At 63.4% G+C, this 23150-nt stretch carries 19 protein-coding genes; 9 read left to right on the top strand and 10 right to left on the bottom strand.

What is annotated here, in order from left to right:
* Position 1: 1 nt before the first annotated feature.
* Positions 2–2803 carry a type VI secretion system Vgr family protein gene (locus BMY90_RS16450; RefSeq protein ID WP_245735074.1) on the bottom strand — a complete coding sequence of 934 codons (2802 nt, stop codon included), beginning with the start codon at positions 2801–2803 and terminating at the stop codon, positions 2–4.
* A 249-nt stretch (positions 2804–3052) separates the two neighbouring features.
* Here BMY90_RS16450 and tssA point away from each other — a divergent pair, with 249 nt between their 5' ends.
* Positions 3053–4102: a type VI secretion system protein TssA gene (gene tssA, locus BMY90_RS16445; RefSeq protein ID WP_092705266.1), complete on the top strand. Its 1050-nt coding sequence runs from the start codon at positions 3053–3055 to the stop codon at positions 4100–4102.
* Positions 4103–4252: 150 nt separating this feature from the next.
* Here tssA and BMY90_RS16440 read toward each other — a convergent pair whose 3' ends face one another.
* Positions 4253–5071 carry a hypothetical protein gene (locus BMY90_RS16440; protein ID WP_139201788.1) on the bottom strand — a complete coding sequence of 273 codons (819 nt, stop codon included), beginning with the start codon at positions 5069–5071 and terminating at the stop codon, positions 4253–4255.
* Between the two features lie 153 nt (positions 5072–5224).
* Here BMY90_RS16440 and BMY90_RS16435 point away from each other — a divergent pair, with 153 nt between their 5' ends.
* The 8 genes from BMY90_RS16435 to BMY90_RS16400 all read left to right on the top strand — a co-directional run bounded on the left by BMY90_RS16435 (position 5225) and on the right by BMY90_RS16400 (position 14825).
* Positions 5225–6085: a M15 family metallopeptidase gene (locus BMY90_RS16435; protein ID WP_092705251.1), complete on the top strand. Its 861-nt coding sequence runs from the start codon at positions 5225–5227 to the stop codon at positions 6083–6085.
* A 40-nt stretch (positions 6086–6125) separates the two neighbouring features.
* Positions 6126–7124 (top strand): PAAR domain-containing protein, encoded by a 999-nt coding sequence (locus BMY90_RS17365; protein WP_217638589.1) that lies wholly within the window; start codon positions 6126–6128, stop codon positions 7122–7124.
* 129 nt (positions 7125–7253) lie between these two features.
* On the top strand, positions 7254–7466 hold the full coding sequence (locus tag BMY90_RS17130) for a hypothetical protein (protein ID WP_139201787.1): 213 nt from the start codon (positions 7254–7256) through the stop codon (positions 7464–7466).
* Complete coding sequence (locus BMY90_RS16420) at positions 7463–7858, top strand: hypothetical protein (protein WP_139201786.1); 396 nt, start codon at positions 7463–7465, stop codon at positions 7856–7858. Before BMY90_RS17130 ends, BMY90_RS16420 begins: the two co-directional genes overlap by 4 nt.
* Positions 7859–7869: 11 nt before the next feature.
* Positions 7870–9297 carry a hypothetical protein gene (locus tag BMY90_RS16415; RefSeq protein ID WP_092705249.1) on the top strand — a complete coding sequence of 476 codons (1428 nt, stop codon included), beginning with the start codon at positions 7870–7872 and terminating at the stop codon, positions 9295–9297.
* Between the two features lie 16 nt (positions 9298–9313).
* On the top strand, positions 9314–13063 hold the full coding sequence (gene tssM / locus BMY90_RS16410) for a type VI secretion system membrane subunit TssM (RefSeq protein WP_092705248.1): 3750 nt from the start codon (positions 9314–9316) through the stop codon (positions 13061–13063).
* Positions 13060–14043 carry a type VI secretion system-associated protein TagF gene (tagF, locus tag BMY90_RS17300; RefSeq protein ID WP_175481606.1) on the top strand — a complete coding sequence of 328 codons (984 nt, stop codon included), beginning with the start codon at positions 13060–13062 and terminating at the stop codon, positions 14041–14043. Before tssM ends, tagF begins: the two co-directional genes overlap by 4 nt.
* A 2-nt stretch (positions 14044–14045) precedes the next feature.
* A complete protein-coding gene (locus BMY90_RS16400; protein ID WP_092705246.1) occupies positions 14046–14825 on the top strand; it encodes an OmpA family protein in 780 nt (259 codons plus the stop codon).
* Between the two features lie 222 nt (positions 14826–15047).
* Here the strand turns inward: BMY90_RS16400 and BMY90_RS16395 are convergent, their stop codons facing one another.
* From BMY90_RS16395 to BMY90_RS16360, 8 genes are all read right to left on the bottom strand, one after another.
* Entirely contained in the window at positions 15048–15371 is a 324-nt protein-coding gene (locus BMY90_RS16395; RefSeq protein WP_139201785.1) for a hypothetical protein, read from the bottom strand.
* Between the two features lie 61 nt (positions 15372–15432).
* On the bottom strand, positions 15433–15942 hold the full coding sequence (locus BMY90_RS16390; protein WP_342741522.1) for a DUF6708 domain-containing protein: 510 nt from the start codon (positions 15940–15942) through the stop codon (positions 15433–15435).
* A complete protein-coding gene (locus BMY90_RS16385) occupies positions 15914–16333 on the bottom strand; it encodes a hypothetical protein (protein ID WP_092705243.1) in 420 nt (139 codons plus the stop codon). The genes BMY90_RS16390 and BMY90_RS16385 overlap by 29 nt, the downstream gene beginning before the upstream one ends.
* A 4-nt stretch (positions 16334–16337) precedes the next feature.
* Positions 16338–16904: a hypothetical protein gene (locus BMY90_RS16380; protein ID WP_092705242.1), complete on the bottom strand. Its 567-nt coding sequence runs from the start codon at positions 16902–16904 to the stop codon at positions 16338–16340.
* A gap of 111 nt (positions 16905–17015) precedes the next feature.
* A complete protein-coding gene (locus BMY90_RS17475) occupies positions 17016–17912 on the bottom strand; it encodes a hypothetical protein (RefSeq protein WP_245735073.1) in 897 nt (298 codons plus the stop codon).
* Between the two features lie 4 nt (positions 17913–17916).
* On the bottom strand, positions 17917–21279 hold the full coding sequence (locus tag BMY90_RS16370) for a T6SS effector BTH_I2691 family protein (RefSeq protein ID WP_092705241.1): 3363 nt from the start codon (positions 21277–21279) through the stop codon (positions 17917–17919).
* A gap of 19 nt (positions 21280–21298) precedes the next feature.
* The gene (locus tag BMY90_RS16365; RefSeq protein ID WP_092705240.1) at positions 21299–22213 is read right to left on the bottom strand and encodes a DUF4123 domain-containing protein; all 915 of its coding nucleotides are present in this window, start codon (positions 22211–22213) and stop codon (positions 21299–21301) included.
* 7 nt (positions 22214–22220) lie between these two features.
* A partial coding sequence (locus BMY90_RS16360) for a DUF2345 domain-containing protein (RefSeq protein ID WP_139201784.1) occupies positions 22221–23150 on the bottom strand: 930 nt, incomplete at its 5' end.

Raw genomic sequence — 23150 nt, 5'->3', positions numbered from 1 at the left:
CTTACGCTCCCTTGTTGATGAAACCGCTACGTTGCGCAGCACGCTTCATCAAGCATTCGATGCAAACGTTATCCGGAAAGATTGGCAATTTTGGACTGAGCTGCGCCGCACCCACCAGCTTGTGATTCCCCGCCTGCACCATCAGCTTGCCGGGGCAGCCGAAGGTGAGGTTGCCGCCTTCGATGGTGAGGAAGGCGCCTTGGCTGGTGGCGAGGTGGATGGATTGCTTGGCGGCCATCTCGACCGCGGCGTTGGCGCTGACCAGTTTCAGGTCGCCTTTGCTGCGCAGCGCCAGGGTGTCGTGTTGGGCTTGCACGTTCAGCGGGCCCTTGCCGGCGATCAGGTTGAGGCCCACGCCGTTGGCCTTGTGCGCTCCGGCGAGCAGGCCAATGGCTTGGCTGGCGTGCAGGCGCAGTTGGTTACCTACGGCCATGTTGGTGTGTTGGCCGCTGCCGAGGTTGAACGTTTCGCCGGCAGCGACGTGCAGCGATTGGCCGGCGATGGCGCCGATGCCACCGCGACCGGCGATGGTGGTGAGGGCGTCGGCACTGTGCGGCACGGCCTGTTCGGCTTTGCTTGGTGCGGCGGCGTCGAAGTTGTCGCTGCTGACGGTGTCGACCGCACTCTGGCGTAGCGCTTTCAGCGGTGCGGCCTTGGCGCTGAGCTGCGACGCGTTCGCCTGCGCGACGCCTTCATGCCCAGCCAGCGGCACGGTTTGGTGTGTGGTCGCGGCCTGGCTCATCGCTTCGGCCAGTTGTGCGTGCTGGCTCAGTAGCGCGCCGACGGCAGTGGCGTCGGCGGCCGGTTCGTGCTGGCTGAGGCTGTAGCTGGAGAGCAACACGCCTTTCGTGCCACGCACGGCGCCGTAGCCGTCGCTACGCAGCTCCATGCCGGTACCACGGAAGCTGCCACGATAGTTGTCGGCCTGATGGATCAGGTGGCCGAGGTTGAGCTGGGTTGCCGCTTGCGTGCTGGCCATTTGCGCGCGGCCCTGGCCGTCGCTGTCGTCGAACACCAGTTGGTTGTGACCGCTGCCATCGAAACCCTGGATCTTGATTCCGGACAGTGCGGCGGCGTTGGCATGGCCGGCTTCGTCGGCACTCTGACCATGCCACGCGGGACTGTTGCCGCCGGCGAAGTTGGCCTGGGCGCTGGGACTGAAGTCGGTGGCTTGGGCGTAGGCGGCTCCGTCCGGCGCGACTTGTGCCGTGCCCGGGCTGGCGGCGATACCCGCGTCGCCCTGGCCGTTGTAGACGGCACCGACGATGATCGGCCGGTCGATGTCGCCGCCCATGAAATTCACCAGCACTTCCTGGCCGATGCGCGGCAGGAACTGCGCACCGTGACCGTTGCCGGCATAGCGCTGCACGCTGCGCAGCCAGCAGCTGGCGCCCTGTTCCATCCAGTGGAATTTCACTTTCAGGCGGCCCAGGCCATCGGTGTGCAACGGGCCGCTGGCACCGGGACTGGTTTCGCCTTCGGGGCCCACCACAATCGCGGTTTGCACGCCCGGCACGGTGGGACGCGGATTCAGGCGCAAGCCGTGGTCGCCTTCCAGCGCGGGGCGCCATGGCAGCGCGCGGGCCACGGCCTCGAAGTGCTGGGCGTAACCCACGGCGTCGGCCTGTTGCCACAGGGCGGGCGCGACGGCGTGATGGATGTCGGCGTAGTCGTCGCCATCGCCCAACTGTTCCTGCGCGGCGTGTTGCACGGCCTCGGGGAGGTTGTTGATGCCGGCGTGGTGCAGCGTGGTCCAGACGAAGCCATCAGGCATGGGGGCGCCCACGGCTTCCCATGGCGCTTGTGCCAAGCGGAAGCGGGTGCCGGCGCGCGCGCTGCGCACGGTGCCTCGTCCTTCCCAGCGTTGCTGCTGCGCTTCGTGCGCTTGCGCGGCCAGCTGGGCGTAGTGCTGTGCTTCGCGACTGTCGGCGAAAGCGTACATGCCGACCGGGTCATAGGCTTCGCGCTGGCCCTGGGCTCCATCGACGGCGACGCTGGCAGCACTGCCGGCCAGGGCCTTGTAGTCGTAGCTGAGCAGGGTCACGGCATCCGGTGCCAGCGCGCGAGTCGGACCGATGGCCTGGATGGTGTCGCTGGCTTCCACGGCGGCAGCGCGGTGAAAACGCAGCCCGCCGAGTGGATTGGCGGCCGAACTGACATCCTCGGGGAGCTGGCTGGCGTCGCCGAAGATGTGCAATGTGTGACCCGCGCCAACGGCCTCGTCCTCGCTGAAGCTGAAGCCCAGGCCCTCCTCGGCAAACAGGCGCTCGATGAATGCCAGGTCGGTTTCGCGGTACTGCACGGCGTAGCTGCGCGGGCGCACCTGGCCAATTAGCGCGCGGGCGTCGGGACTGATGCTCCACGCGGCATGCGGCGCGTAGTCGGCGAATACCGCTTCGGCGATATCCAGCACGCTTTTATCCTGGAACACGCGGCTGTGCCGCCCTTGCGACAACAGCCACAACCACGGCACCAGTACCAGCCGATAACGCGCCAGGCCGCCGTCGGCACCCAGCAACTGCGCTTCACGCACCAGGCCGGAGCGCCGCGTGCGCGTGCCGTCGGCTTGCGTGGTGCGCAGGGCACAACGCTGGCCAAGCATGGCGTCCAGCGAAAGATCGGCATCGGTGGACAGCGCGTCGACCGTCCACGCGTAGCAGGACGACAGCGCCTCCGTGCCGGACCAGCGTTCCACCTGCATGTGCGTGAACGGGCCATCCCCTTCCAGGGCATACAGGCGCGTGGCGTCGGTGAATGCAGCCAGTGCGGCGGTGGCTGAGGCAAACATCCGGGATGTGTCCACGTTCCTTCTCCTTGGTCGAACCAATCCATGCGACGACGAAACGGTCGTCCAGTAGGCACTGCGCGCGGAGAATATCGCGATACGCCGCGTGAGTCTGTCCACGCCCGCACATTCTTCTGTACGGGAAATCCGACAAGCTTCCGGGTGCCACCGCTCGTTCGGATGGCTTACCATCGTCGTCCTTCGCTGCAAGCCGGCACACCGCGCGGCTTGCCGACATTCTTTGATGCCCAGCCAGGGATGCTGCCCATGATCGACATCGACGCTTTGCTCGAACCGGTTTCCGATTCTGCGCCTTGTGGCGAGGATCTCTCGTTCTCATCCGAGTTCGACGCCATCCAGGAATCGCGCCGCAGCGATGACGCCACGCTCGACCAGGGCGAATGGGTCACCGACCTGAAGACCGCCGACTGGTTCGCCGTCTCGCGCCAATGCGGGCAACTGCTCAGCACGCGCAGCAAGGATCTTCGCCTGGCCGTCTGGATGGCCGAAGCATGGACGCGCACGCAGGGTTTCGCCGGCCTGGCCAGCGGTTACCTGCTGGTGGCCGGCTTGTGCGAACGCTACTGGGACAGCATTCATCCGGAGGCCGATGAAGACGACCAGGAGCTGCGCATCGGCAACCTGAGCTGGCTGTTGACGCAATCGATCTCGTGGATTCGCGCCATCCCGCTTACCCAGGCGCCGCAGGGCCGTTACGACGCCACTGCCGTGGAGATGGCCGCGCGCGGCCACCAGGGCGATGAATCGAATCCCGACGCTTACCCCGACACCGCACGCATCGACGCCGCACGCGCCGCCACTCCGTTCGAGTTCTACCAGCGCCTGGCCGACGAAGTACCGCAGGCACGGGAAGCGCTGCGCGCACTGGAAGCCGTGGTGGACGCACGCCTCGGTCAGCACGGTCCCAGCTTCAGCGCCACCCGCGATGCCGTGGACGACGTGGGCGCCATCGCATTGCGCATGGCCGCCACCGCCGGCGTGGTGCTGGACGAAGCCGGCGCCCCGCCGCCGCTGCCCGGCGACGAACCCGGCGACGCGGCACCTGCCGCACCAACACGCGGCAACGGCGAAATCACCACGCGCAAGGAGGCCCTGCTGCAACTGCGTCGCGTGGCCGACTTCTTCCGCCGCACCGAACCGCACAGCCCGGTCGCCTACCTCGCCGACAAGGCGGCACGCTGGGGCAACATGCCGCTGCACGTGTGGCTGAAGACGGTGCTGAAAGACAATCCGGCACTGGGTCAACTCGAAGAATTGCTCGACGTGGGCATCGACGAACCGAACGGCAACGGCTGACCGCTGCCACTGCGCGAGCCGGACGCCAACGGCTGGCGCGCCGGCGCCGCAAGGAATCCGCGTCACCCGTTTGGCACCTTGCCCGAACATCAGCCGCCGACTTTCGATGCAAGTCGTGCCCGGGCATTAAAGTCACGCCGCTGAAAAACCTCAGGCGCCGTCCGAGGTCGAGGCCGGGCAGGCCGCGGTCTGCCCGCTATGACCGGCACACAACTTCTGGCGACAACGCAAGCCGGCTTCGGTGTTCGCCGCAGGACAGGCCTGCATGCGCGCCTCGATGCCATCCAGGCTATCCGCCGGTTTCTGCACGTGGCGGATGCGTTCCAGTGTCTTGCGCGATGCAGGGCTGCCCACTTCCACGTGCTGGATGAGCGCCGTGAGCAGGGCCACGTCGGAATCTCCGCTCGTGCTCGCACGCCGCACGACCCGGCGCGGTGCTGCGGCATGCTTGCGCTCGGAGGCCGACGTGAAGATCTCGCTCAACGCCACCGCATCCTTGCTGGCACTCGCACTTGCAGCCGGCGCAGGCGCGGCCGTCGCAACCTCGGCCGAATCGGATGTCTCGGGAAGAATGACTGCCGCGTGGGGCGCCGCCTCCGCTCCGGCATCGCCACTCTGACCAGTCGACGCGGGGGTTGCCGACTCCGGTGAAACGTCGCCGGACGCGATCGACGCAGGCGCGTGCGATCCCGCCGATTCGGCAGTGTCATGCGCCGCCACGCGCGTGGCCGGCGTCGAGCCCGTGCCGTCGAATGCACCGCCCAGCACCAGCAGCAGCACCGCGGCGCATCCAAGCAGCAGCCATACCGATGGCCACAGCCAGCGACGTGGCCGATTCGTGACGGAGGGCGGCGGCGCATCACTCTGCAAGCCGGATAGAATGCGCCCCTGTGGCGCAGCCGATGGCGCTTCGTGCGCGTCGGCATCGAGCAGACTGGGGCTTCTCGATCGTGGTTCCTTCGGATCCAAGCGCAACTCCCTTTAAGCTTTGGCCACGGATAAAACAGGGCGAACCATACTAGCTAGCGGCGGCGCGATCCAAGACCCAGGCCGCAATGCGGCCCAATCGCGGCATCGATCCACGCTTGATTCGACCCTTCACGACAAGGATTTCACCGCTTCATGGACCCGTTGTTTGGCTGGCTGATCGGGCTGCTCGCCCTGACCTTGCTGCTGCTGTGGCTGGTCTGCTTCCCGGAAATCCGCATCGCGTTGTGGCGACGCTTCACCGCGCGCGGCAAACATGTGACGGAGCGCACAAAACGGACACTTCATCGTTCCGGCGAAACACTGCGCAACACCTCGCTCCATGCACGCGACAACGCCACGAACATGGGCCAGCGGCTGGGGCGTCACTGGGCGTTGCTGCTGGCGCTGGCATTGATCCTGCTGCTGCCGCCCATGCTCATCCTGGGCTTGCGCCGCCACGTGATGCTGGATGGCTACGACACCACGCCATCGGCCGACCAGGGCACCACGGCACTCGTCGCCAGCCTGCTCAAGGGCGAACAACTGGTGCCGCCACCGGCGCTGCCGCCCGCCGTTTTCGTCACTCGCGAAGTCGAAATGGTTCGACCCGATCTCGGTTTGGCCAGCCGCAACTGGGCTAAGCTAAACGATGATTTTCGACAGCGCCTGCTCGTGGTTTTCAAGATCATGAAAGAACGCTACGGTTACGACATGGCCCTGATCGAGGGCTATCGCAGCCCCCAACGGCAGGCCATGCTTGCGGCGAAGGGCGGCAGCGTGACCAATGCCGGGGCCTGGCAGAGTTATCATCAGTACGGTCTGGCCGCCGACTGCGCGTTCTATCGCGACGGCAAACTGGTGATCTCCGAAAAGGATCCCTGGGCCATGCGTGGCTACCAGCTGTATGGCCAGGTAGCCGAGGCTGCCGGTCTGGTGTGGGGTGGCAGCTGGAAGATGATGGATCTTGGCCACGTGGAATTGCACAAACCCGGCATGGGGCCGCACCGGCACTGAAGGAAACCGGCCCACGCATTATCGGTAAGGAAACCTGGACATGAGCAAACCCTTCATTGTCATCGGCGACAAGACCAGCCACGGCGGCACCGTCGTCGGCGGAGCCAGCACCGCCACCACCCATGGCAAGCAAGTCGCCCGCGTCAACGACAAGGTGACCTGCCCCAAGTGCGGCAGCACCACCATCGCCACCGGCGACAACAGCATGATCGTGATGGGCCAGCCCGTCGCCCGCCACGGCGACAAGACCGCCTGCGGCGCCACGCTGATCGCCGGGCAAAGCGTGACCACGACAGGGGCAGGCGGTGGCGGTGGCGGTGGCGGTGGCGGTGGCGGTGGCGGTGGCGGTGGCGGTGGCGACAAGCAGGCGGAGAGGGAGAGTGACTCCGCAAGCGTCGCATCGGCGAACGAGGCAACGCAGCAGACGAGCAATAGCCAATCTGACCAAGCGCCCCCCCAACAACATTACGGCGAACCAAGTGGACCTCAATGGGTCAGTCGCTATCCGACGAGCACTTCGGCCTCCGATTTGGTGCAACCCTTCAAGGATGATGTCGAGCGGTTTACCCACGCATTGCGTGCAGCAGGTGCTTCCGTTCACATCAATGCAACCCGGCGACCACCCAAGCGCGCTTATCTCATGCACTGGTCATGGAAAATCGTGCATGGGACATCTCCCGAATCCGTTCCGAATGGCCCCGTAGACATTGACTGGGCTCATCGTGACACCGCTGGCCGATCCGACTTGGCCGCTGCTCGTGCAGCCGCGCAGCAAATGGTTAATGGCTACGGTTTGCAGCGACTTCGTGTAGCGCCGGCGCTCCATTCACGTCATATCGATGGCAAAGCCATAGATATGAATATCAGTTGGTCAGGCACGCTAAAAATCGTCGATGCCAATGGCAAAACAGTCGCAATCGATTCTCAGCCACGCGATGGAATGAATTCGGACCTTGCAACTGTGGGCCTGAGCTATGGCGTACACAAATTTGTGGGTGGCGAAACCGATATTCCCCACTGGTCGAGTGACGGTCACTGAATCATGTCCAAGTTACGGTTCAATCTCTGCATCGCAATGTTCTGCGCTATAGCAGCGCCGCAGGCATCCTGTGCACAAACTCCCCCAAAACAACTAAATCAGACAAGCGCGACGCTCCCATCAGACGTCGTGAAGTACATCAACAAGCGCGACCTCTGTGACCACTTCCGAGGCGAGATCCCCGACCCATCTGATAAAACCCGGATGGAGCAGGTCAACAAGGCCATCAATCAATATTGCATTGGCACTGATGCGAAACTTGCATCCTTAAAAGCCAAATACAAAGACAGTAAAACGGTTCAGGATGCACTTTCCGAATACGACCCGCACATTGAACCATGATCCGCGTGCGTTTCTTGCCGGCCGTCGCCATCGTTATCATGGCCCTTAATCTTTGTGCGACTCGCGCGCACGCGCAACCTCATGGCACGAGGATCACCGGGATTTATTCCGACATGGCCATGCATGACGGCGACGTCATCGGTGACGAGGCATTCATCCTGTTCACCAGCCACGGCTATTACGTCGTGTTCCAACATGGCGAAGGAGAGCCCGGCGTGCCGATGACAGTCCCCGCCGATCTCCACGGCAACGCCATCTCCTTCACGTTGCCCGTTGCAGCCGATCCGCGCGGCGCGTTTCACGGCCACATCGTGGACGGCATTCTGGTAGGCCACTTCGATGGCAACGGACAAACCCTGCGCCTCAAGCGCAAGCCGAGTTATTGGCAATGACTGAAACGCCGATGGAACGACGCTCCCTGCTCCGCCCGCTTGCCTTTGTCGTGCTGGTCTTCGGCGTGATCTGGTGCACGATGATCGTGCGCTGGCGCATGGCCAACCGCGTGCCCAACGGCACCGACGTGGCGCTTTACCTGGTGGCGCTGCCGCTGGGCCTGTTGCTTGGCTTCGTGTTGCTGCGCAAGGTGATCGACGCGACGAAGAAGCGTCGACAGAAAGCTACACAAGCCGATGTTGCCGACGCGGACGCCGCCGAACCTGTCACGCCGGAAGATCCTTCGCTGGCATGGCAATTGCCGATTTTCGCCGCCAACGTACTGTTCGCCGGTGGCGACACACCGGCGGCCCTGATCGATGCGGCGCGCGCCAGCCAACGCGCCGAATTGCACCCCACGCTGCGTGACGGCCAGGGCTTGCCGGTCTTCGCCGTGGGGGTGGATGACGTGGATACGGCAGCGATCGACGACAGCCTCCCCGACGCCGCGCAAGGCTGGAGCGAATCGCGCAAGCGCGCGCTGGTGCTGGCGCAGACGCTGGCAACGCGCGTGCTGGACGAACACTTCGACGCCCTGCGCGCTGCCGATCCATCCGCCGACATGCCGCTCGGGCGTGCCAAACCGCGCCCGGTGCTGCAGCTCGAATGGTTGCTGCCCGCGCACTGGAGTGACGCGGATCGCGACACCGCGCAGGCGTGGCTGGCGGCCCAACTCGCGGCTCAGGGCTGGAGCGCGCCGTCGTTGCAAGTCACCGTCAGCGGCATCGGTAGCGGCGCCGCTGCGCTGAAACGGCTGGACGATCTCAACCGTGCCTTCCACGGCGACACACCGCGCCTGCCTCACCTGTTGCTGGCCAGCGATTCGCATATCGACGAAGCCAGCATCGCCGAATGGGACGCCGCGCATCGCCTGCACGGCGCCAGCCGGCCGGAAGGCCTGGTGCCCGGCGAAGGTGTCTGCGCGCTGTTGCTAGCCGCCAAACATCCGACCGGTGAAGTCGAACTGGCTCGCCTGCATCGCCTGCTGGCCGCGCAGCGCGCGCAACCGGTGGACAAGCCTGGCCGGCTGCAGGCTGACACCTTCAACGAACTCGTCGGCCAGGCGCTGGAACGCGCGAAGCTGGAAGCCGACGCACCGGCACACCTGGTCAGTGACACCGACATGCGCGCCAGTCGCTCGGCCGAGGCGATGCATCTGGTCGAGCAGGCGCTGCCCGAACGCGACCCGATCGAAACCCTGCTGCCGCTTGGCATCGCGAACGGCGAATGCGGCGCAGCGCTGACACTGGCGACCGTTGCCGTGGCCGCACAACTGGCTGTCGATACGCAACAACCCGGCCTGATCCTTTCCCACCACGATGCCAGCCTGCGCGCCGTGGCCGTGGTGACCCCGCCCGCCCCGGCGACCTCCACCAGCACCACTCCCACATTGGCATGACAGGAATCCGCTTCCGATGAACCGTCTTCGTTACCTGCTCACCGACTCGCGCACGCTGGCCGTGATCGGCATCGTGATCGTGGCCGGCGTGTTCCTGCTTGGACGCAACACGCTGAAGATGATTGCGTTCTGGGTCGGCATCGCGCTGATCGCGCTGCTGATCGTGCTGGTCGTGCTGTGGATCCTGCGACGCATGCGCGCACGCCGTTCGTCCGAACAACTGGGCGAAGCACTGCTGAAACCGTCCGCTTCCGGCAACAGTGCGGGCGGCAACAACCGCAATGCCGATGTGGACGCACTGCGCGAGCGCCTGCGCGAGGCGGTGAAGGCGATCAAGACCTCGCGCCTGGGCCAGACCAAGGGCACCGAGGCGCTGTACGAATTGCCGTGGTACATGATCATCGGCAACCCGGCCGCCGGCAAAAGCACCGCCATCGTCAATTCCGGCCTGCGTTTCCCGTTTGCCGACAACCACGGCAGCATCGTGCAAGGCATCGGTGGCACGCGCAATTGCGACTGGTACTTCACCACCGAAGGCATCCTGCTCGACACCGCCGGCCGCTATTCGGTGCACGACGAAAACCGCAGCGAATGGCTGAGCTTCCTCGAACTGCTGCGCAAGAACCGTCCGCGCGCGCCGATCAACGGCATCATCATCGCCGCCAGCATCGCCGAGCTCACCGGCAACCGTCCCGAGTTCGCCATCAACCTGGCCAAGAACCTGCGCCAGCGCGTGCAGGAATTGACCGAATGGCTGGAGGTGATCGCACCGGTCTACGTGGTGTTCACCAAGGCCGACCTGATCGCCGGCTTCAACGACTTCTTCCACACCCTGGACGACGGCGAACGCGAGCGCGTGTGGGGCACCACGCTGCCATTCCAGCCCGAGGGCAGCGCCGATGCGGTGGACCAATTCGACCGCTACTTCGACGAACTGTCCGAAGGCCTGAAGGAGATGAGCCTGTCGCAGATGTCGCTGAATCGCGGCAATGAACTGGCGCCGGGTCTGCTCACGCTGCCGCTGGAATTCACTGGCATCAAGGCCACGCTGCGCACCTTCATCACCACGCTGTTCGAAGACAACCCATTCCAGTTCCGCCCGGTGTTCCGCGGCTTCTACTTCACCAGCGCGCTGCAGGAATCAGCCTCGGTACACCACGCCTCCGACCGCATCGCGCAGCGCTACGGTCTGGCCCACGCCGAGGCCGCACCCGTCGAAGGCCGCGCGTCGGCGAAGGGTTATTTCCTGCTCGACCTGTTCCGCAAGGTGATCTTCGCCGACAAGCAACTGGTGCGGCAGTACTCCAGCCGCAATCGCACGCGCACACGCTACGCCGTGCTGCTGGGCTCGGCGCTGGCGCTGGGCCTGGCGCTGGCCGGCTGGGCCTGGTCGTACACCAACAACCGCCAGTTGGTGGTCAACGTGCAGGCCGATCTGAACAAGGTGGAGGCGCTGCAGAAGGGCCGCATCGACCTGCAATCGCGCCTGCAGGCACTGCAGATCCTGCAGGATCGCCTGCAGCAGTTGCAGGATTACCGCCACGACCATCCGCTGATGCTGGGCCTGGGCCTGTACCAGGGCGACACCATCGAGAACAAGCTGCGCACCGAATACTTCCACGGCATGCAGCAGTTGATGCTGACGCCGGTGACGCAGAACCTCGAAGCCTACCTGGGCAAGGTGGTGGCCGATCGCGACCAGCTGGTGCAGGCCAAACCCGGTAGCGCCGGCGCCACGCCATCGCAACCGATGGCCGCCCCGGGTACGTATCAAGCACCCTCGCCCACCAACACGCAGGATGCCTACAACGCGTTGAAGGCCTACCTGATGCTGGGCGATCCCAGCCGGGTCGAGCCGGTGCACCTGTCCGACCAACTCACCCGCTTCTGGCGTGAATGGCTGGATGCCAACCGCGGCATGATGACCCGCGACGAACTGATCAGCAGCGCCGACCACCTGATGAGCTTCTACGTGGCCCAGTACGCCAAGCCGGGCTGGCCCACCATCGACAACAAGGTCGCGCTGGTGGACGACACCCGGCAATCGCTGCGCCACGTGATGCGCGGCATGCCGGCGATCAATCGCGTGTATGCCGAGATCAAGGCGCGTGCCGCCACGCGTTATCCGTCGATCAGCGTGGCCTCGATCCTCGGCGACCAGAACGACAAGATCCTGGTGGGCAGCTACGCCATTCCCGGCACGTTCTCGCGCGAGGCGTGGGAGGGCTACGTGAAGGGCGCCATCCGCGATGCCGCCAACAACGAACTGAACGCCACCGACTGGGTGTTGCAGACCACCCAGCAGACCGACCTCACCTTGTCCGGTAGCCCCGAGCAGATCCAGAAGCAACTGGAGTCGCTCTACGACAAGGACTACGTGCACGAGTGGCAGAAATTCCTGCAAGGCGTGTCGGTGGCATCGTTCGGCAGCTTTGCCGATGCGGTGAACGACATGAACACGCTGGGCGATCCGCAGAACTCGCCGATGCGCAAGCTGGTCGAGACTGTTTACCAGGAAACCTCCTGGGACAACCCGTCGCTGGTCGACCAGGGCCTGAAATCGGCCCAGGGCGGCTTCGTCGGCTGGTTCAAGCGGGTGATCCTGCGCCGCCAGCCGCGCGGCGTGAATCTCAACCTGGACAACGTCAAGGGACCGGGTGGTGGCAAGTTGCGCACCGGGCCGGTGGGCAGTGCGTTCGCCGGCGTGGCGCAGTTGATGGTGGCGCGCAACAACAACCCACCGCTACTGAACAATTACCTGGACATGCTGGCCAAGCTGCGTACCCGGCTCAACGCGATCAAGAACCAGGGCGACCCGGGCCCCGGCGCACGCCAGTTGATGCAGAAAACGCTCGACGGCAGCGGTTCGGAGCTTTCCAGCGGCCTGCAATTGGTCGACGAACAAATGCTCGACGGCCTCGACGATCGCCAGCGCAACACGCTGCGTCCGCTGCTGCTGCGTCCGTTGATGCAGACCTTCAATGCGCTGGTGCAGCCCACCGAAACCGAGATCAACAAGATCTGGACGGCGCAGGTCTACACCCCGTTCGAGAAGAATCTCGCGCAGAAGTATCCGTTCGACAGCAACGGCCAGGTGCAGGCCGCCGACAGCGAGATCTCGCAGGTCTTCGGCCCCTCCGGCGGCATCGCCAAGTTCGCCAGCGACACGCTGGGGCCGTTGGTCGATCGCCGTGGCGACACGCTCACCGCCAAGCAATGGGCCGACATGGGCATCACCCTGTCACCGAAGCTGATGGCCGGCTTCGCGCAGTGGGTGGCGCCGCTGGGCCAGACCACCGGCAGCGGCACGCAAACCATCTTCAAGATCCAGCCGGAACCCGGCAGCGGCGGCATCAGCGAGTACACCATCAACATCAACGGCCAGAGCCTGCGCTACCGCAACACCCCGCCGGACTGGAAACCGTTCGTGTGGGATGGCAACCAGGCCAATCCGATGGCGCAGATCAGCGCGGTGACCTACGACGGCCGCACGGTGATGATCGAGAACATCAGCGGCAACGACGCGCTGAAGAAGCTGTTCCTCGCCGCGAAGGGCACCCTGGACAAGGCCACCGGCATCTACACGCTCACCTGGAGCAAGGGCCCGATCTCCGTCACTGCGCATCTGCAACTGGTCAGCGGCGCACAGACCAACGGCGACGGCACGCAGAAGCAGGGCCTGCAGGGCACCGTCCTTCCGGCCACGGTGGCCGGCAGTGGGCGCGCCGACGCAAACGCACAACCCGCCACGGAGGGAGCACCATGAACGGCGAACTGGCACTCAACATCAGCTACTTCGGCAAGCTGCCCAGCCGTGGTGATTTCCTCAAGGCGCAAGGCAACAACCACCAGCTGATCGCCATGCTCGATCGCTGGGCTGGCCAGGGGCTGGAGCAGTTGTCGCAGGACGTCGCATGGAAGCAGCTCTACGACATGGGCCACCCGCTCAACTTCGCGATCCTCGGTTCGCGCAGTCGCGGCACCATTGCCGGCCACCTGTTGCCCAGCACCGATGCCTCCGGGCGGCGCTTCCCGTTCATGACCGCGGTATCGATGGACGTGCCGCAGCCGCTGGCCTTCCTTTCGCGCAGCCCGCTGGCATTCTCGCGGGTGTGGTCGCGGCTGGAACGCGAAACACGGGTGGCGCGCGACGCACCCGATCCGGCGGTGCCGCTGACCGAACTGGTGGACAACCGCGCCAACGTCAACGTGCTGTACGAAGCCCTCAACCCCGCATTCCAGGATTTCCTGGAAATGCAGACGCTGGAAAGCCTGCAGGGCTTGCTGGCCGTGCATGACCACGCGGTCTCGCTGCGGCGCATCCTGCTGGCGCTGGGCATCCTGTTGCAGCCGGTGATGAGCAGCGGCGCCGCACGCATCGGCAAGGGCCTGCTGTTGCCGCTGCCGCGCGATCCGCTGTATCGCAACCTGGTGTCCACCCTGTGGCTCGACCTGATCTCCGGCTTCCTCAGCCGCGCCGATTTCGAGCTGCTGGTGCTGCTGCGGCACGGGCCGCAACCCTCGCTCGCCGTCAGCTTCAGCGGCGTGCAGGGACGCAGCCTGCAAGCCATGTTCGACCCAAGCGTGGCCGAACAGGACTTCATCCCGCTGTACGACCCCGACTGGGTCGAGGATCACGCCCACGACGACCCCGCGCTGAAGAAACTGTCCGCCTACGCCAGCCAGGACGACCTCTCGCTGCGCACCGCGCGAAACACCTTCCGCGAAACCTTTCTGGGAGCATGAGCATGACCCTGCGAATACTCGCCGCCAGCACGCTGTTGTTGTGCACCGCCGGCGCCCTGGCGCAGACCGCGCCGGCACCGGCGCAAGACGGCATGGTGACCGTCAGCGGCACCGTGCCCAACGAGACCACCAAGGCCGCCGTGCTCGATCACTTGCGCAAACTGTATGGCGCTGACCACGTGGTCGATCACGTCGAAGTCGGTGGCGTCGTCACGCCAGCCAACTGGAGCCGTTACGTCACCGCCATGATCGGCCCTAACCTCAAGCAGGTTTCCAAGGGCAAGGTGCAAGTGCAGGGCAACACCATCGACATCAGCGGCGAAGTGCCCAACGAAGCCGTGCGCCAGCAGGTGCTAAGCAGTCTTTCCGGTGCCTTCGACTCGCACTACGGCATCAAGCAGAACCTGCACATCGGCCAATCCAAGCAGAAGGTATTGGACGACACCCTGGCCAACCGCACCGTGCAGTTCCAGAGCGGCAGCTCCATCCTCACCCCCGCCGGCCGCACCGTGCTCGACCAGATGGCCGCCGCCATCCGCAAGCTGGACGACCCCTTCATCGCCATCATCGGCAACACCGACAACACCGGCAACCGCCAGTCCAACATCGAACTGAGCCTGGCCCGCGCCAGTGCGGTAAAGGCCTATCTGGTAGCCAAGGGCATCCCCGCCGCCAACCTCTCGGTAAGCGGCCAAGGCCCCGACAACCCCATCGCCGACAACAGCACCGAAGCGGGGCGTGCTCGTAATCGTCGTATTGATTTCAGGATCAGCAAGGGTTGAGGCGAGCCTTCAGATGACTCGTCCCAGGCGGAAGCTGCTACTTCCACGATCCCGATGACCGCCATGTCGAGGAAGGCGTAGCTGCCTTGGCGCAGGCGCAGCAAGGCCAGCCAAGGCTCGATCACAAACTGGTAGCCCACCAGACCGCCGTCGCTGCCGCTGGCACCGCGTGCCCCAACGGGCTACTTCGACCATGCCATGGCCCTGCCGCGCCGCATGAATCTACAACAGCCAAGGCAGGCTTGCCTTGACGATTTTTGGCAACATCAAGCACAACCAGGCTTCCAGCGTTTGCGCCATCGACGGTTGACCTGAGAGCGCGACACCTTGGCTGTATTGGGACGCCCCGTAGTTACTGATGCGATTACTCCAGAACGTGCCGCCGGAAAACGCACCGCAGGAAAAACCCACTTCGGCGCCCAGCATGATTTTGTTGAGCGCGTCCTGCTCTTGTGCCAAGCCTGAACACTTGTCGCGAACCTTGCCCCAGATGCATTGCGCTGCCCAGGATTCCAGCGGCGTATCTTTCAGCAGCAAGATGATCAAGCCCGTCAGCGCGCCCACGCGCTACGAAGATCGGAGGAGAGGCCCCTTCACGAAATGCCCCTCAATCCAGCGGCGCAGTGGCAGCGATTTCTTCCACTTCCTGGATGGATAGCGGCGGGCCACCGCAAGCTTCGATAACTTCGGGCGGATAAACGATAGGCCGGCCTTTGCCCAGCGGACGCAGGGTTTCGCCGTGCGGGATGGCGGGGCCATCTTCTTCCATGTAGCGACGGATGTGTTCCCACAGCATCCACAGCAGTTCGTCCTCGAAGTAGCCTTGGTAGCCGATGCTGACAGCCTGGTCGAGCGAACGCGGGTCGCCTTCGGCGCCGCCCCACAGCAGGAACAGGCTGTAGGAATCGTGGAAGCCATAACCGCCGGTGGTCGATTGCATGTACTTGTAGCTGCGCGCGCGCACGTCATCCCAGCTTGCCGTGCGCCATTGCGGCTTGATCTCCATGACCCAGAACTTCCAGTAAGGAAACCTAATCACGGGCGCCCAGGTGACGGTGCGATCCTTGCGGTTGAAAATGACGGGCCAATCAGACGGCCCGCAAAGCCATTGCCTCATGCAGAAAACTATGACCATGGAGAACAACGAAATCACTATAGATATAAACAAAGAGAACAAATACCCACCTGAAAGCGAAAACATAACATCTATTACCAGAATCGCCAGCACCGTCGGAATGCCAATAAATGCCGCCATCTTCCCGCCCTCTGCCCCCCCCCTCGGTCGCTGGCGACCCGATCGCAATAGCGTTCGGAAACACCGCAATCTCCGACTCCCGCGATCCCGCCAGCACATGCACCTTCTGCTTCTTGTCCTCGGGCGCCACGCGCCAGGGATCACGCGTGGCCGGCAGGCTTTTCACCACCCGCGACAGTAAGAACTTGAAGTAAGGCTCGGCCTTGTTCCAGACGTCGATCAAGACATCGTGGGTACGCTTGTCTTTGGTCATGCACTCAACCCGTCAGGTGTTCTTCGTTGATGATGTAGTCACCGTTTCCGCCCAGCAATTCCTGTTTGCTGGTGGCGCCATCGGCGACGCGCACCGTGGCATGGGCATTACGGTACTGCGAGGCATCCAGCCGTACCGAGAGCAGCAGCGATACCGCCTTGTCGTTGCCCGCCACGGCTTCTTCCTTGTGGCTGGCCTCGTACAGGCCCAGCGCGGCGGAATCTCCATCCTTGCTCGCCGGCACCGCCGAGCCCCATCGGGCCACCTCAACCACGCCATGGCCTTGCCGCGCCGCATGGATCTGCAACATCCACGGCAGGCGAGCCTTCAAGGCTTTCGGCAGGATCAGACACAGGCGGGCTTCCAGCGTTTGCGCCATCAAGGGCTGGCCCGAGAGCGCGGCACCTTGATTGTACTGGGACGCACCGTAGTTGCTGATGAGGTTGCTCCAGAAGGTGCCCTGCAAGAACGCGCCATACGAAAAATCCACTTCGGCGCTCAGCATGACCTTGTTGAGCGCATCCTGCTCTTGTGCCAAGCCTGAATACTTGTCGCTGGCCTTGCCCCACATGCGCTGCGCCGCCCAGGATTCCAGCGGCGTATCCTTCAGCAGCAGGATGATCAGGCCTGTCCGCGCCCAAGCACACGAAGATCGGGCAAGGCCCCTTTCACGAGAGACCCATCAATCCATGGGTGCGGCGGCGGCGATTTTTTCCACTTCCTGCATGGATAGCGGCGGGCCGCCGCAGGCTTCGATGACATCCAGGGGATACACGATGGGTCGACCTTTGCCCAGCGGGCGTAGGGTTTCGCCATGGGGAATGGCGGGGCCGTCCTCTTCCATGTAGCGACGGATGTGTTCGTACAGCATCCACAGCAGTTCGTCCTCGAAGTAGCCCTGGTAGCCGATGCTGACGGCTTGATCGAGCGAACGCGGGTCGCCTTCGGCGCCGCCCCACAGCAGGAACAGGCTGTAGGAATCGTGGAAGCCATAACCGCCGGTGGTCGATTGCATGTACTTGTAGCTGCGCGCGCGCACGTCATCCCAGCTTGCCGTACGCCATTGCGGCGTGAGCTTCGTGACCCAGAATTTCCAATAAGGAAATCGGATCACCGGCACCCAAGTGATGGTGCGACTCTTGCGATTGAAGATCACTGGCCAATCGAATGGGGAGCAGAGCCAGCTTTTGATAGCCCACACGATAGTCATTGAAACAAAAACAAAAATAATTATTCCGAAAATAAATAGAAATATCATGCCGTAACTAAGAGCCATGAGGCTGGCCGCAAGCAAGGCTAATGTAGGAACTGCTGCGATCAGCGCTAGTTTGCCACCTTCAGCCATGCCTCCGCTCGCCGGCGACCCCATCGCAATCGCATTCGGAAACACCGCAATCTCCGATTCCCGCGAACCGGCCAACACATGAACTTTCTGCTTTTTGTCATCGGGTGCCACGCGCCAGGGGTCACGCGTGGCCGGTAGGCTTTTCACCACCCGCGACAGCAAGAACTTGAAGTAAGGCTCGGCCTTGTTCCAGACGTCGATCAAGACATCGTAGGTACGCTTGTCTTTGGTCATGCACTCAGCCCGTCAGATGTTGTTCGTCGATGACATAGACGCCATCCCCGCTCAGCAGCTCCTTGCTGCTGGTGGCGCCATCGGCCACACGCACGGTAGCGTAGGCATTGCGATACTGGAATTCATCCAGCCGTACCGAGAGCACCAGCGATACCACCTTGTCGTTGCCAGCCACTTCTTCTTCCTTGTGGCTGGCGTCGTACAGGCCCAATGCTGCGGAATCTCCATCCATGCTGGGTGGCACTGCCGAGCCCCAGCGGGCCACCTCGACCACGCCATGACCCTGCCGCGCCGCATGAATCTGCAACAGCCAAGGCAGGCTTGTCTTGACGACTTTTGGCAACATCAAGCACAACCGGGCTTCCAGCGTTTGCGCCATCGACGGTTGACCTGAGAGCGCGGCAGCCTGGTTGTATTGGCTCGCACCCATGTTGGTGATGAGATTGCTCAAGAAGGTGCCTTGCGAGAACGCGCCATACGAAAAATCCACTTCGGCACCCAGCATGACCTTGTTGAGCGCATCCTGCTCTTGTGCCAAGCCTGAATACTTGTCGCCAGGTTTGCCCCAGATGCATTGCGCCGCCCAGGATTCCAACGGCGTGTCTTTCAGCAGCAGAATCACCAAGCCTGTTAGGGCGCCCAAAGCTACGAAGATCAGCCCGATACCCGTCCATGACAGACCAAAGGCCACGGCTGTCATCTCGGTGCCGGCGGCGATGGCGTTGGCTGTCATCAGTCCGGAAGCAGCTGCAAGAAGGAAAAACGTGCCTTGAACAAAGTAACCCGCAGCAGCATCGTCGTCGCCATGACGGAGAGCGCCCCCAAACTCGTAGAATGACTGTACGGCCCCAATTGCCGTCCCCACCGCCGATGCCCGTGCCGCGAACATCTTCAAACCCTTTTCCAGTGCCTCCTTCTCGAACTGCTTGGCGAAGGCACCGGTGATTTCCGCAAAGGCCGCACTCATGCCGATGCCGCTGGTCAACAAGGTGACGGCGGCGGCTTGCTGGTCGTCCTTGGTGCCATGCTCGAATTGTTCCCACGCATCCCCCAAAACCAGCGCCTGCAAAAAGCCGGACCCCGCCGACAGCACGCCCGAGCCGGCGCTGCGTAACAAGCGCATGCTGTTCTTGGCAACGGTCGCGGCAGTCTCTTCGGTCAAGCCAATGGCAAATGGCGTTTGTCTTTCACCTAGCACTTCGGTGGAGCTGAGCTGAAACTTGCCGTTCAACTTGCCGACATTGACCTTTAGCTTGCCACGGCTCCACAGGTACACCTCGGCCAATTTGTCGGCAGCACTGGGGCTGCCTTGCAGCTCCAGCGCCATGACCCCGCCCATGACCAGGCTTTTGACTTTGCGCCCGCCCCTTTCGACGGTTTTGGCCAGCGTCACTTCGGCCGTACTTGCCATGTTTCGCCACAGCCTGCCCGCCGCACCCAAGGGCGCCTTGATGCGATACAGGAACAGATCCGACTCGCTCTTGGCAATCAACCCCAGGCCCAGCCGCTTCAATTGGCCGCGCAGTGTGCTATCCAGTTGCCTGGCCGCATCCATGCGCGCGGCTAGCGCGCCAGACGTGCCAAGCAGCGACTGGGCGATGCCTTCCGCCTCCTGATGGCTGGCCTGACCGCCGTGCTTGCGCGCTTCGGATACCACATCCAGCAGGCCTTTGGCCTCATCCCACGCCGTTGCATGGGTATCCTTGGATTTGAACCAATCGAAGAACGCCTGCTGATTGCCCAGCATGGCGCGCACCAGCAGATTGTTTTTTGCGGCGGGGTCGCTCGCCAGAAACGGAGCCCACCAGGCCAACGCGTTTTTGGTGATCGGCCCGCCCATCAGGCAGTTGTTGACGCAACGCGCATACGGCACGCCATCACGCGGTTCACTGTCGCTGAAGTTGCTGGCATGCAACTGGTTGAACAGCGCGCTTTCAAGCCATGCCCGGTGATCCTTTTCCACCTCGACCAAAGTGGCGCGATCAGCCTTGACCTTGCTTTCGTAATCGGCCAGGAATCCTTGCCAATTCTTGCCCTTGGCGTTGCCGGTGAGTCGCTTGGTGACTTGTTCCTTCAACCGGTCACGCTGCGTGTTGATGGCCCACTCGGCGGGAAAGCTGATGACTTCGTGCCAGCCGGTCGGCGTGCCACGCCCCATGGCCATGGGGGTGTCGAATTCCGGCACGCGCTCAAGAGTCGCATCCGGCGGCAGCTTGCCGGATGCCTTGAGCTTGGCGAACTCGGCCTGCGTGCAGGTTTGGCCACGCAGGTTGGCGTCATACTTGGCTTCCTGAGCTAAATGCGTTTGGGCTTGCTGATCAAAGATGTCGAGCAGGCCCTTCACTGTCAGTGCCGATTGCAGACGCCAGGCACCGTTGGCGACGCCATTGTCGTCCTTGAACGTGGCCACCCATTCGGCCGCGGTATTGCACAAGGTGATGCGTCGCTGCGCGGCCGTGGTGGTACAGCCTTCGGGATCGGCCAGACCCACGATCATCGCATTGCTGATCGTCAGCTTGCCTTGCTCGCCGATGGCCTTTTTTGCTTCGGCGTATACATCCGGCGCTGTCTCTGGACGGAACGTCTGGTCCGCTGCCGCACGCAGGAATGTCATGCTTTGTACCAGCGGTTTCAGTACGCCAAGAATGGATTCGGGCAACCGCAATGGATACGGGTTTCCTTCGACATACTTCGTCTGGAAATCGCTCGCAAAATCCACAACGCCGGTCTGCAGGTTGTCGACGGTCAACGGTGCGGACCGCTTGCATGTACCTGCTGTCGCGTCGATGCACGTCATGCCCTTGGTACGAATACCACCCTTGTCAGCTGCGTAGTCCTTGCGTACGCCCGGGCTCCATGGATGGTTTGAGAATGCCACCCACACCTTGCCGGCTTCGCCAGCGCGGGGAATCACGAACAAGAGCGCCGATGCGTACCCGGCAGTACGCGAGCATGTGAAGGGGATGTCCATGGCCGCGGAGGTGGAAGGCTTGGCAGACTCGCCCATGCCCAAGGCGGCAAAACTGGTTTGGGTCAGATAGCCGCCGGAATGCACCTTGGCAATCGTCCAGCCCTTTTCGTGTGCCATGCCTTTGGGCGGCTTTTCGTACCACGCCATGACGTATCCCTCGCGCAGGGTGCGCATGACATAGCCCGATTGCGTGAGAACGGGATCGGCGATGCCCTTGAGCAACGGCGCGATGGTGCCCTTGACGCCCTGCGCATAGCTTTTGTCGGCCAGCGTCGGGATGGCCAGCAGCACCGGAAGACCTTGCTTGATGCAGTCGGGGCAGCCGCCGGCCGAGCACACCGTCGCGCCAGCCGCAGACTTTTGTGCATTGCCGGAATAGCCTTGTCCATCTGCCATGATGTCGACTCCTTGAGGGTCAGGCCGTCGCAACGACCGCTTGATTCAATTCATCCCGCATGCGGTTCCAGCCATCCGGGTCAGGAATATCCGCCAAGACTTCGATCAGAGGCCTCGACTGTGTCTCGGCTGCATGCACGGCCTGACGAAGCAATGGATGCTCGCAAAGGCACGGATGAACTTGCAGCACGTAGGTTGCCACCAGCACGATCTCGGCCGGTTCGACCAGGCCAAGAGTGCGCACAGCACGTACCGCCTGTCGCGCGCGCTCAAGGTAGTCCGCCGGCAACTGCGGGTGGAAGTATTGCCAACCACGTAGAAGTGCCTGTACGAGCTCGCAATCTTGCCCGTGGCGCCAAGTGGCGGCGGACAGCTGCCAAGGCAGGTGGTCAGGTGAAATGGTTGGGGCACGATGCTCGATCAACGCGCCGCAACGATCCAGGGTCCACCATTGTTCGATCGGTCCCAGCAAGGCCGACTTTTCCTTGTCTTCGAGTGCCGGCCACATCCATTCCAGAACGCGACGGTCAGCCCAGCGAAAATACTTTCGCCCCACATCCGCCAATCGCGGCTTCATGCACAACGAAAGATGCCGTGCCAACACGTGCACTGGCGTGGCGCTTACCAGCCAACCACCGACGGCGAAACCATGCGCCTTTTCAGCGTCGGGGTCGCCTTGCTCATTGAGCGCCGCGGCCAGACTGGCGCGCAGGCGCTCCACGGTACGAGCGTCGATGGCAACCAAGTGTGGACTGCGCTCCTCGGGAATGTCGTCTCGGGCAAGTGCGACGAGGTGAATATCATCATCAGATATCTCTGCGCCACGCAGACAGTCGCGCACATCCCGATGCATGGCGTCGATCAACAACCATGCGCGCCGCTCCTCTTGTGCGAACAACGCTTTATTCAATTGCCGCTGCAGGGTGTCGAGCATGTCAGCCTCACACTGCAGCAGCGCCGGAAGCCGACGCAGTGGCGGTTTTCTTGGCGCACAGCGTCGGCTTGCCCTTCGCCAACGTCACCTGCTCCCCGCTCGCACTCTGCCCACCCGCCATCTCTCTCTGCGCCCCCTTGAACTGCGCCTTGCCCGGTGCGCCGATTTCGATATCGCCACCCTGGATCTTCAGGTAGGCGCCGGCGGCGGTGAGCAGGAGGTGTTGCTTGGCGCTGGCGTTGATGCTGCCGTTGCTGCTGGAGATGGTGATGGCCTTTTGTGCGGCGAAGTCGGCTTGGTCCTGCTGCGCTTGCACGCTGACTTGTCCGCTGGCGGCGTGCAGTTTGATGCCGGCTTGGTTGACGGGCCGGCTGCCGGCATCGCTGCCTTGGGCGTACAGGGCGATGCCTTGGGCGGCGACCACGCTCCATTGGCCTTGCGCGATGAGGTTGAGATCCTGACCGGCGCTGAGCAGGGTGTCGGTGCCGCTGATCCACATGTGATGTTTTGGCGTGACGGTGATCAAGCCGTCCTGTCCGTGAGAGACCAGATGCGGCTTGCTCCAGGCGATGGCGCTGCCTTCGCCACCGCCGATGCCGGCACCGGCGCTTGCGCCTTCGCGTGTTCCGGCCAGGTGTTGGCTGGTTTGGGTTTGCGCAGCGACGGCATTGAGCTTGTCGGGTGCCGGTTCACCGGGCAGTCCGGCTTGCTGCTTTTGCGCGACGTCGGTGAGGCTTTGGGCGAGCTGGGTGTTTTGATCGAGCACGTCGATGGCCGCGCTGGCATCCATCTGCTGGCTGCCGGGCGCACTGCTGAGCAGCAGGCCGGTGCCGCCTCGCACGGCGCCTTGCGCCAGCGTGGACAGGGCCGCGCCGTAGCCAAGATCGGCCGCGCGCTGGTTATCGTCCAGATGCTTGAAGTGGCCGAGGGTGAGGGC

It is taken from the genome of Rhodanobacter glycinis (assembly GCF_900114325.1).
GTDB lineage: Bacteria > Pseudomonadota > Gammaproteobacteria > Xanthomonadales > Rhodanobacteraceae > Rhodanobacter_A > Rhodanobacter_A glycinis.
Note: the sequence above shows the minus strand (reverse complement) of the source record. Positions and strands in the feature narration are given on the sequence as shown.

Bases quoted from the DNA above. Each gene is read 5' to 3' on its own strand.
- BMY90_RS16385 (WP_092705243.1), bottom strand. From the start codon at position 16,333: ATGACCAAAGACAAGCGTACCCACGATGTCTTGATCGACGTCTGGAAC.
- tssM (WP_092705248.1), top strand. From the start codon at position 9,314: ATGAACCGTCTTCGTTACCTGCTCACCGACTCGCGCACGCTGGCCGTG.
- BMY90_RS16420 (WP_139201786.1), top strand. From the start codon at position 7,463: ATGATCCGCGTGCGTTTCTTGCCGGCCGTCGCCATCGTTATCATGGCC.
- BMY90_RS17365 (WP_217638589.1), top strand. From the start codon at position 6,126: ATGAGCAAACCCTTCATTGTCATCGGCGACAAGACCAGCCACGGCGGC.
- tagF (WP_175481606.1), top strand. From the start codon at position 13,060: ATGAACGGCGAACTGGCACTCAACATCAGCTACTTCGGCAAGCTGCCC.
- tssA (WP_092705266.1), top strand. From the start codon at position 3,053: ATGATCGACATCGACGCTTTGCTCGAACCGGTTTCCGATTCTGCGCCT.
- BMY90_RS16390 (WP_342741522.1), bottom strand. From the start codon at position 15,942: ATGAGGCAATGGCTTTGCGGGCCGTCTGATTGGCCCGTCATTTTCAAC.
- BMY90_RS16435 (WP_092705251.1), top strand. From the start codon at position 5,225: ATGGACCCGTTGTTTGGCTGGCTGATCGGGCTGCTCGCCCTGACCTTG.
- BMY90_RS16415 (WP_092705249.1), top strand. From the start codon at position 7,870: ATGGAACGACGCTCCCTGCTCCGCCCGCTTGCCTTTGTCGTGCTGGTC.
- BMY90_RS16380 (WP_092705242.1), bottom strand. From the start codon at position 16,904: ATGTGGGGCAAGGCCAGCGACAAGTATTCAGGCTTGGCACAAGAGCAG.
- BMY90_RS16365 (WP_092705240.1), bottom strand. From the start codon at position 22,213: ATGCTCGACACCCTGCAGCGGCAATTGAATAAAGCGTTGTTCGCACAA.
- BMY90_RS16400 (WP_092705246.1), top strand. From the start codon at position 14,046: ATGACCCTGCGAATACTCGCCGCCAGCACGCTGTTGTTGTGCACCGCC.
- BMY90_RS16370 (WP_092705241.1), bottom strand. From the start codon at position 21,279: ATGGCAGATGGACAAGGCTATTCCGGCAATGCACAAAAGTCTGCGGCT.
- BMY90_RS17475 (WP_245735073.1), bottom strand. From the start codon at position 17,912: ATGACCAAAGACAAGCGTACCTACGATGTCTTGATCGACGTCTGGAAC.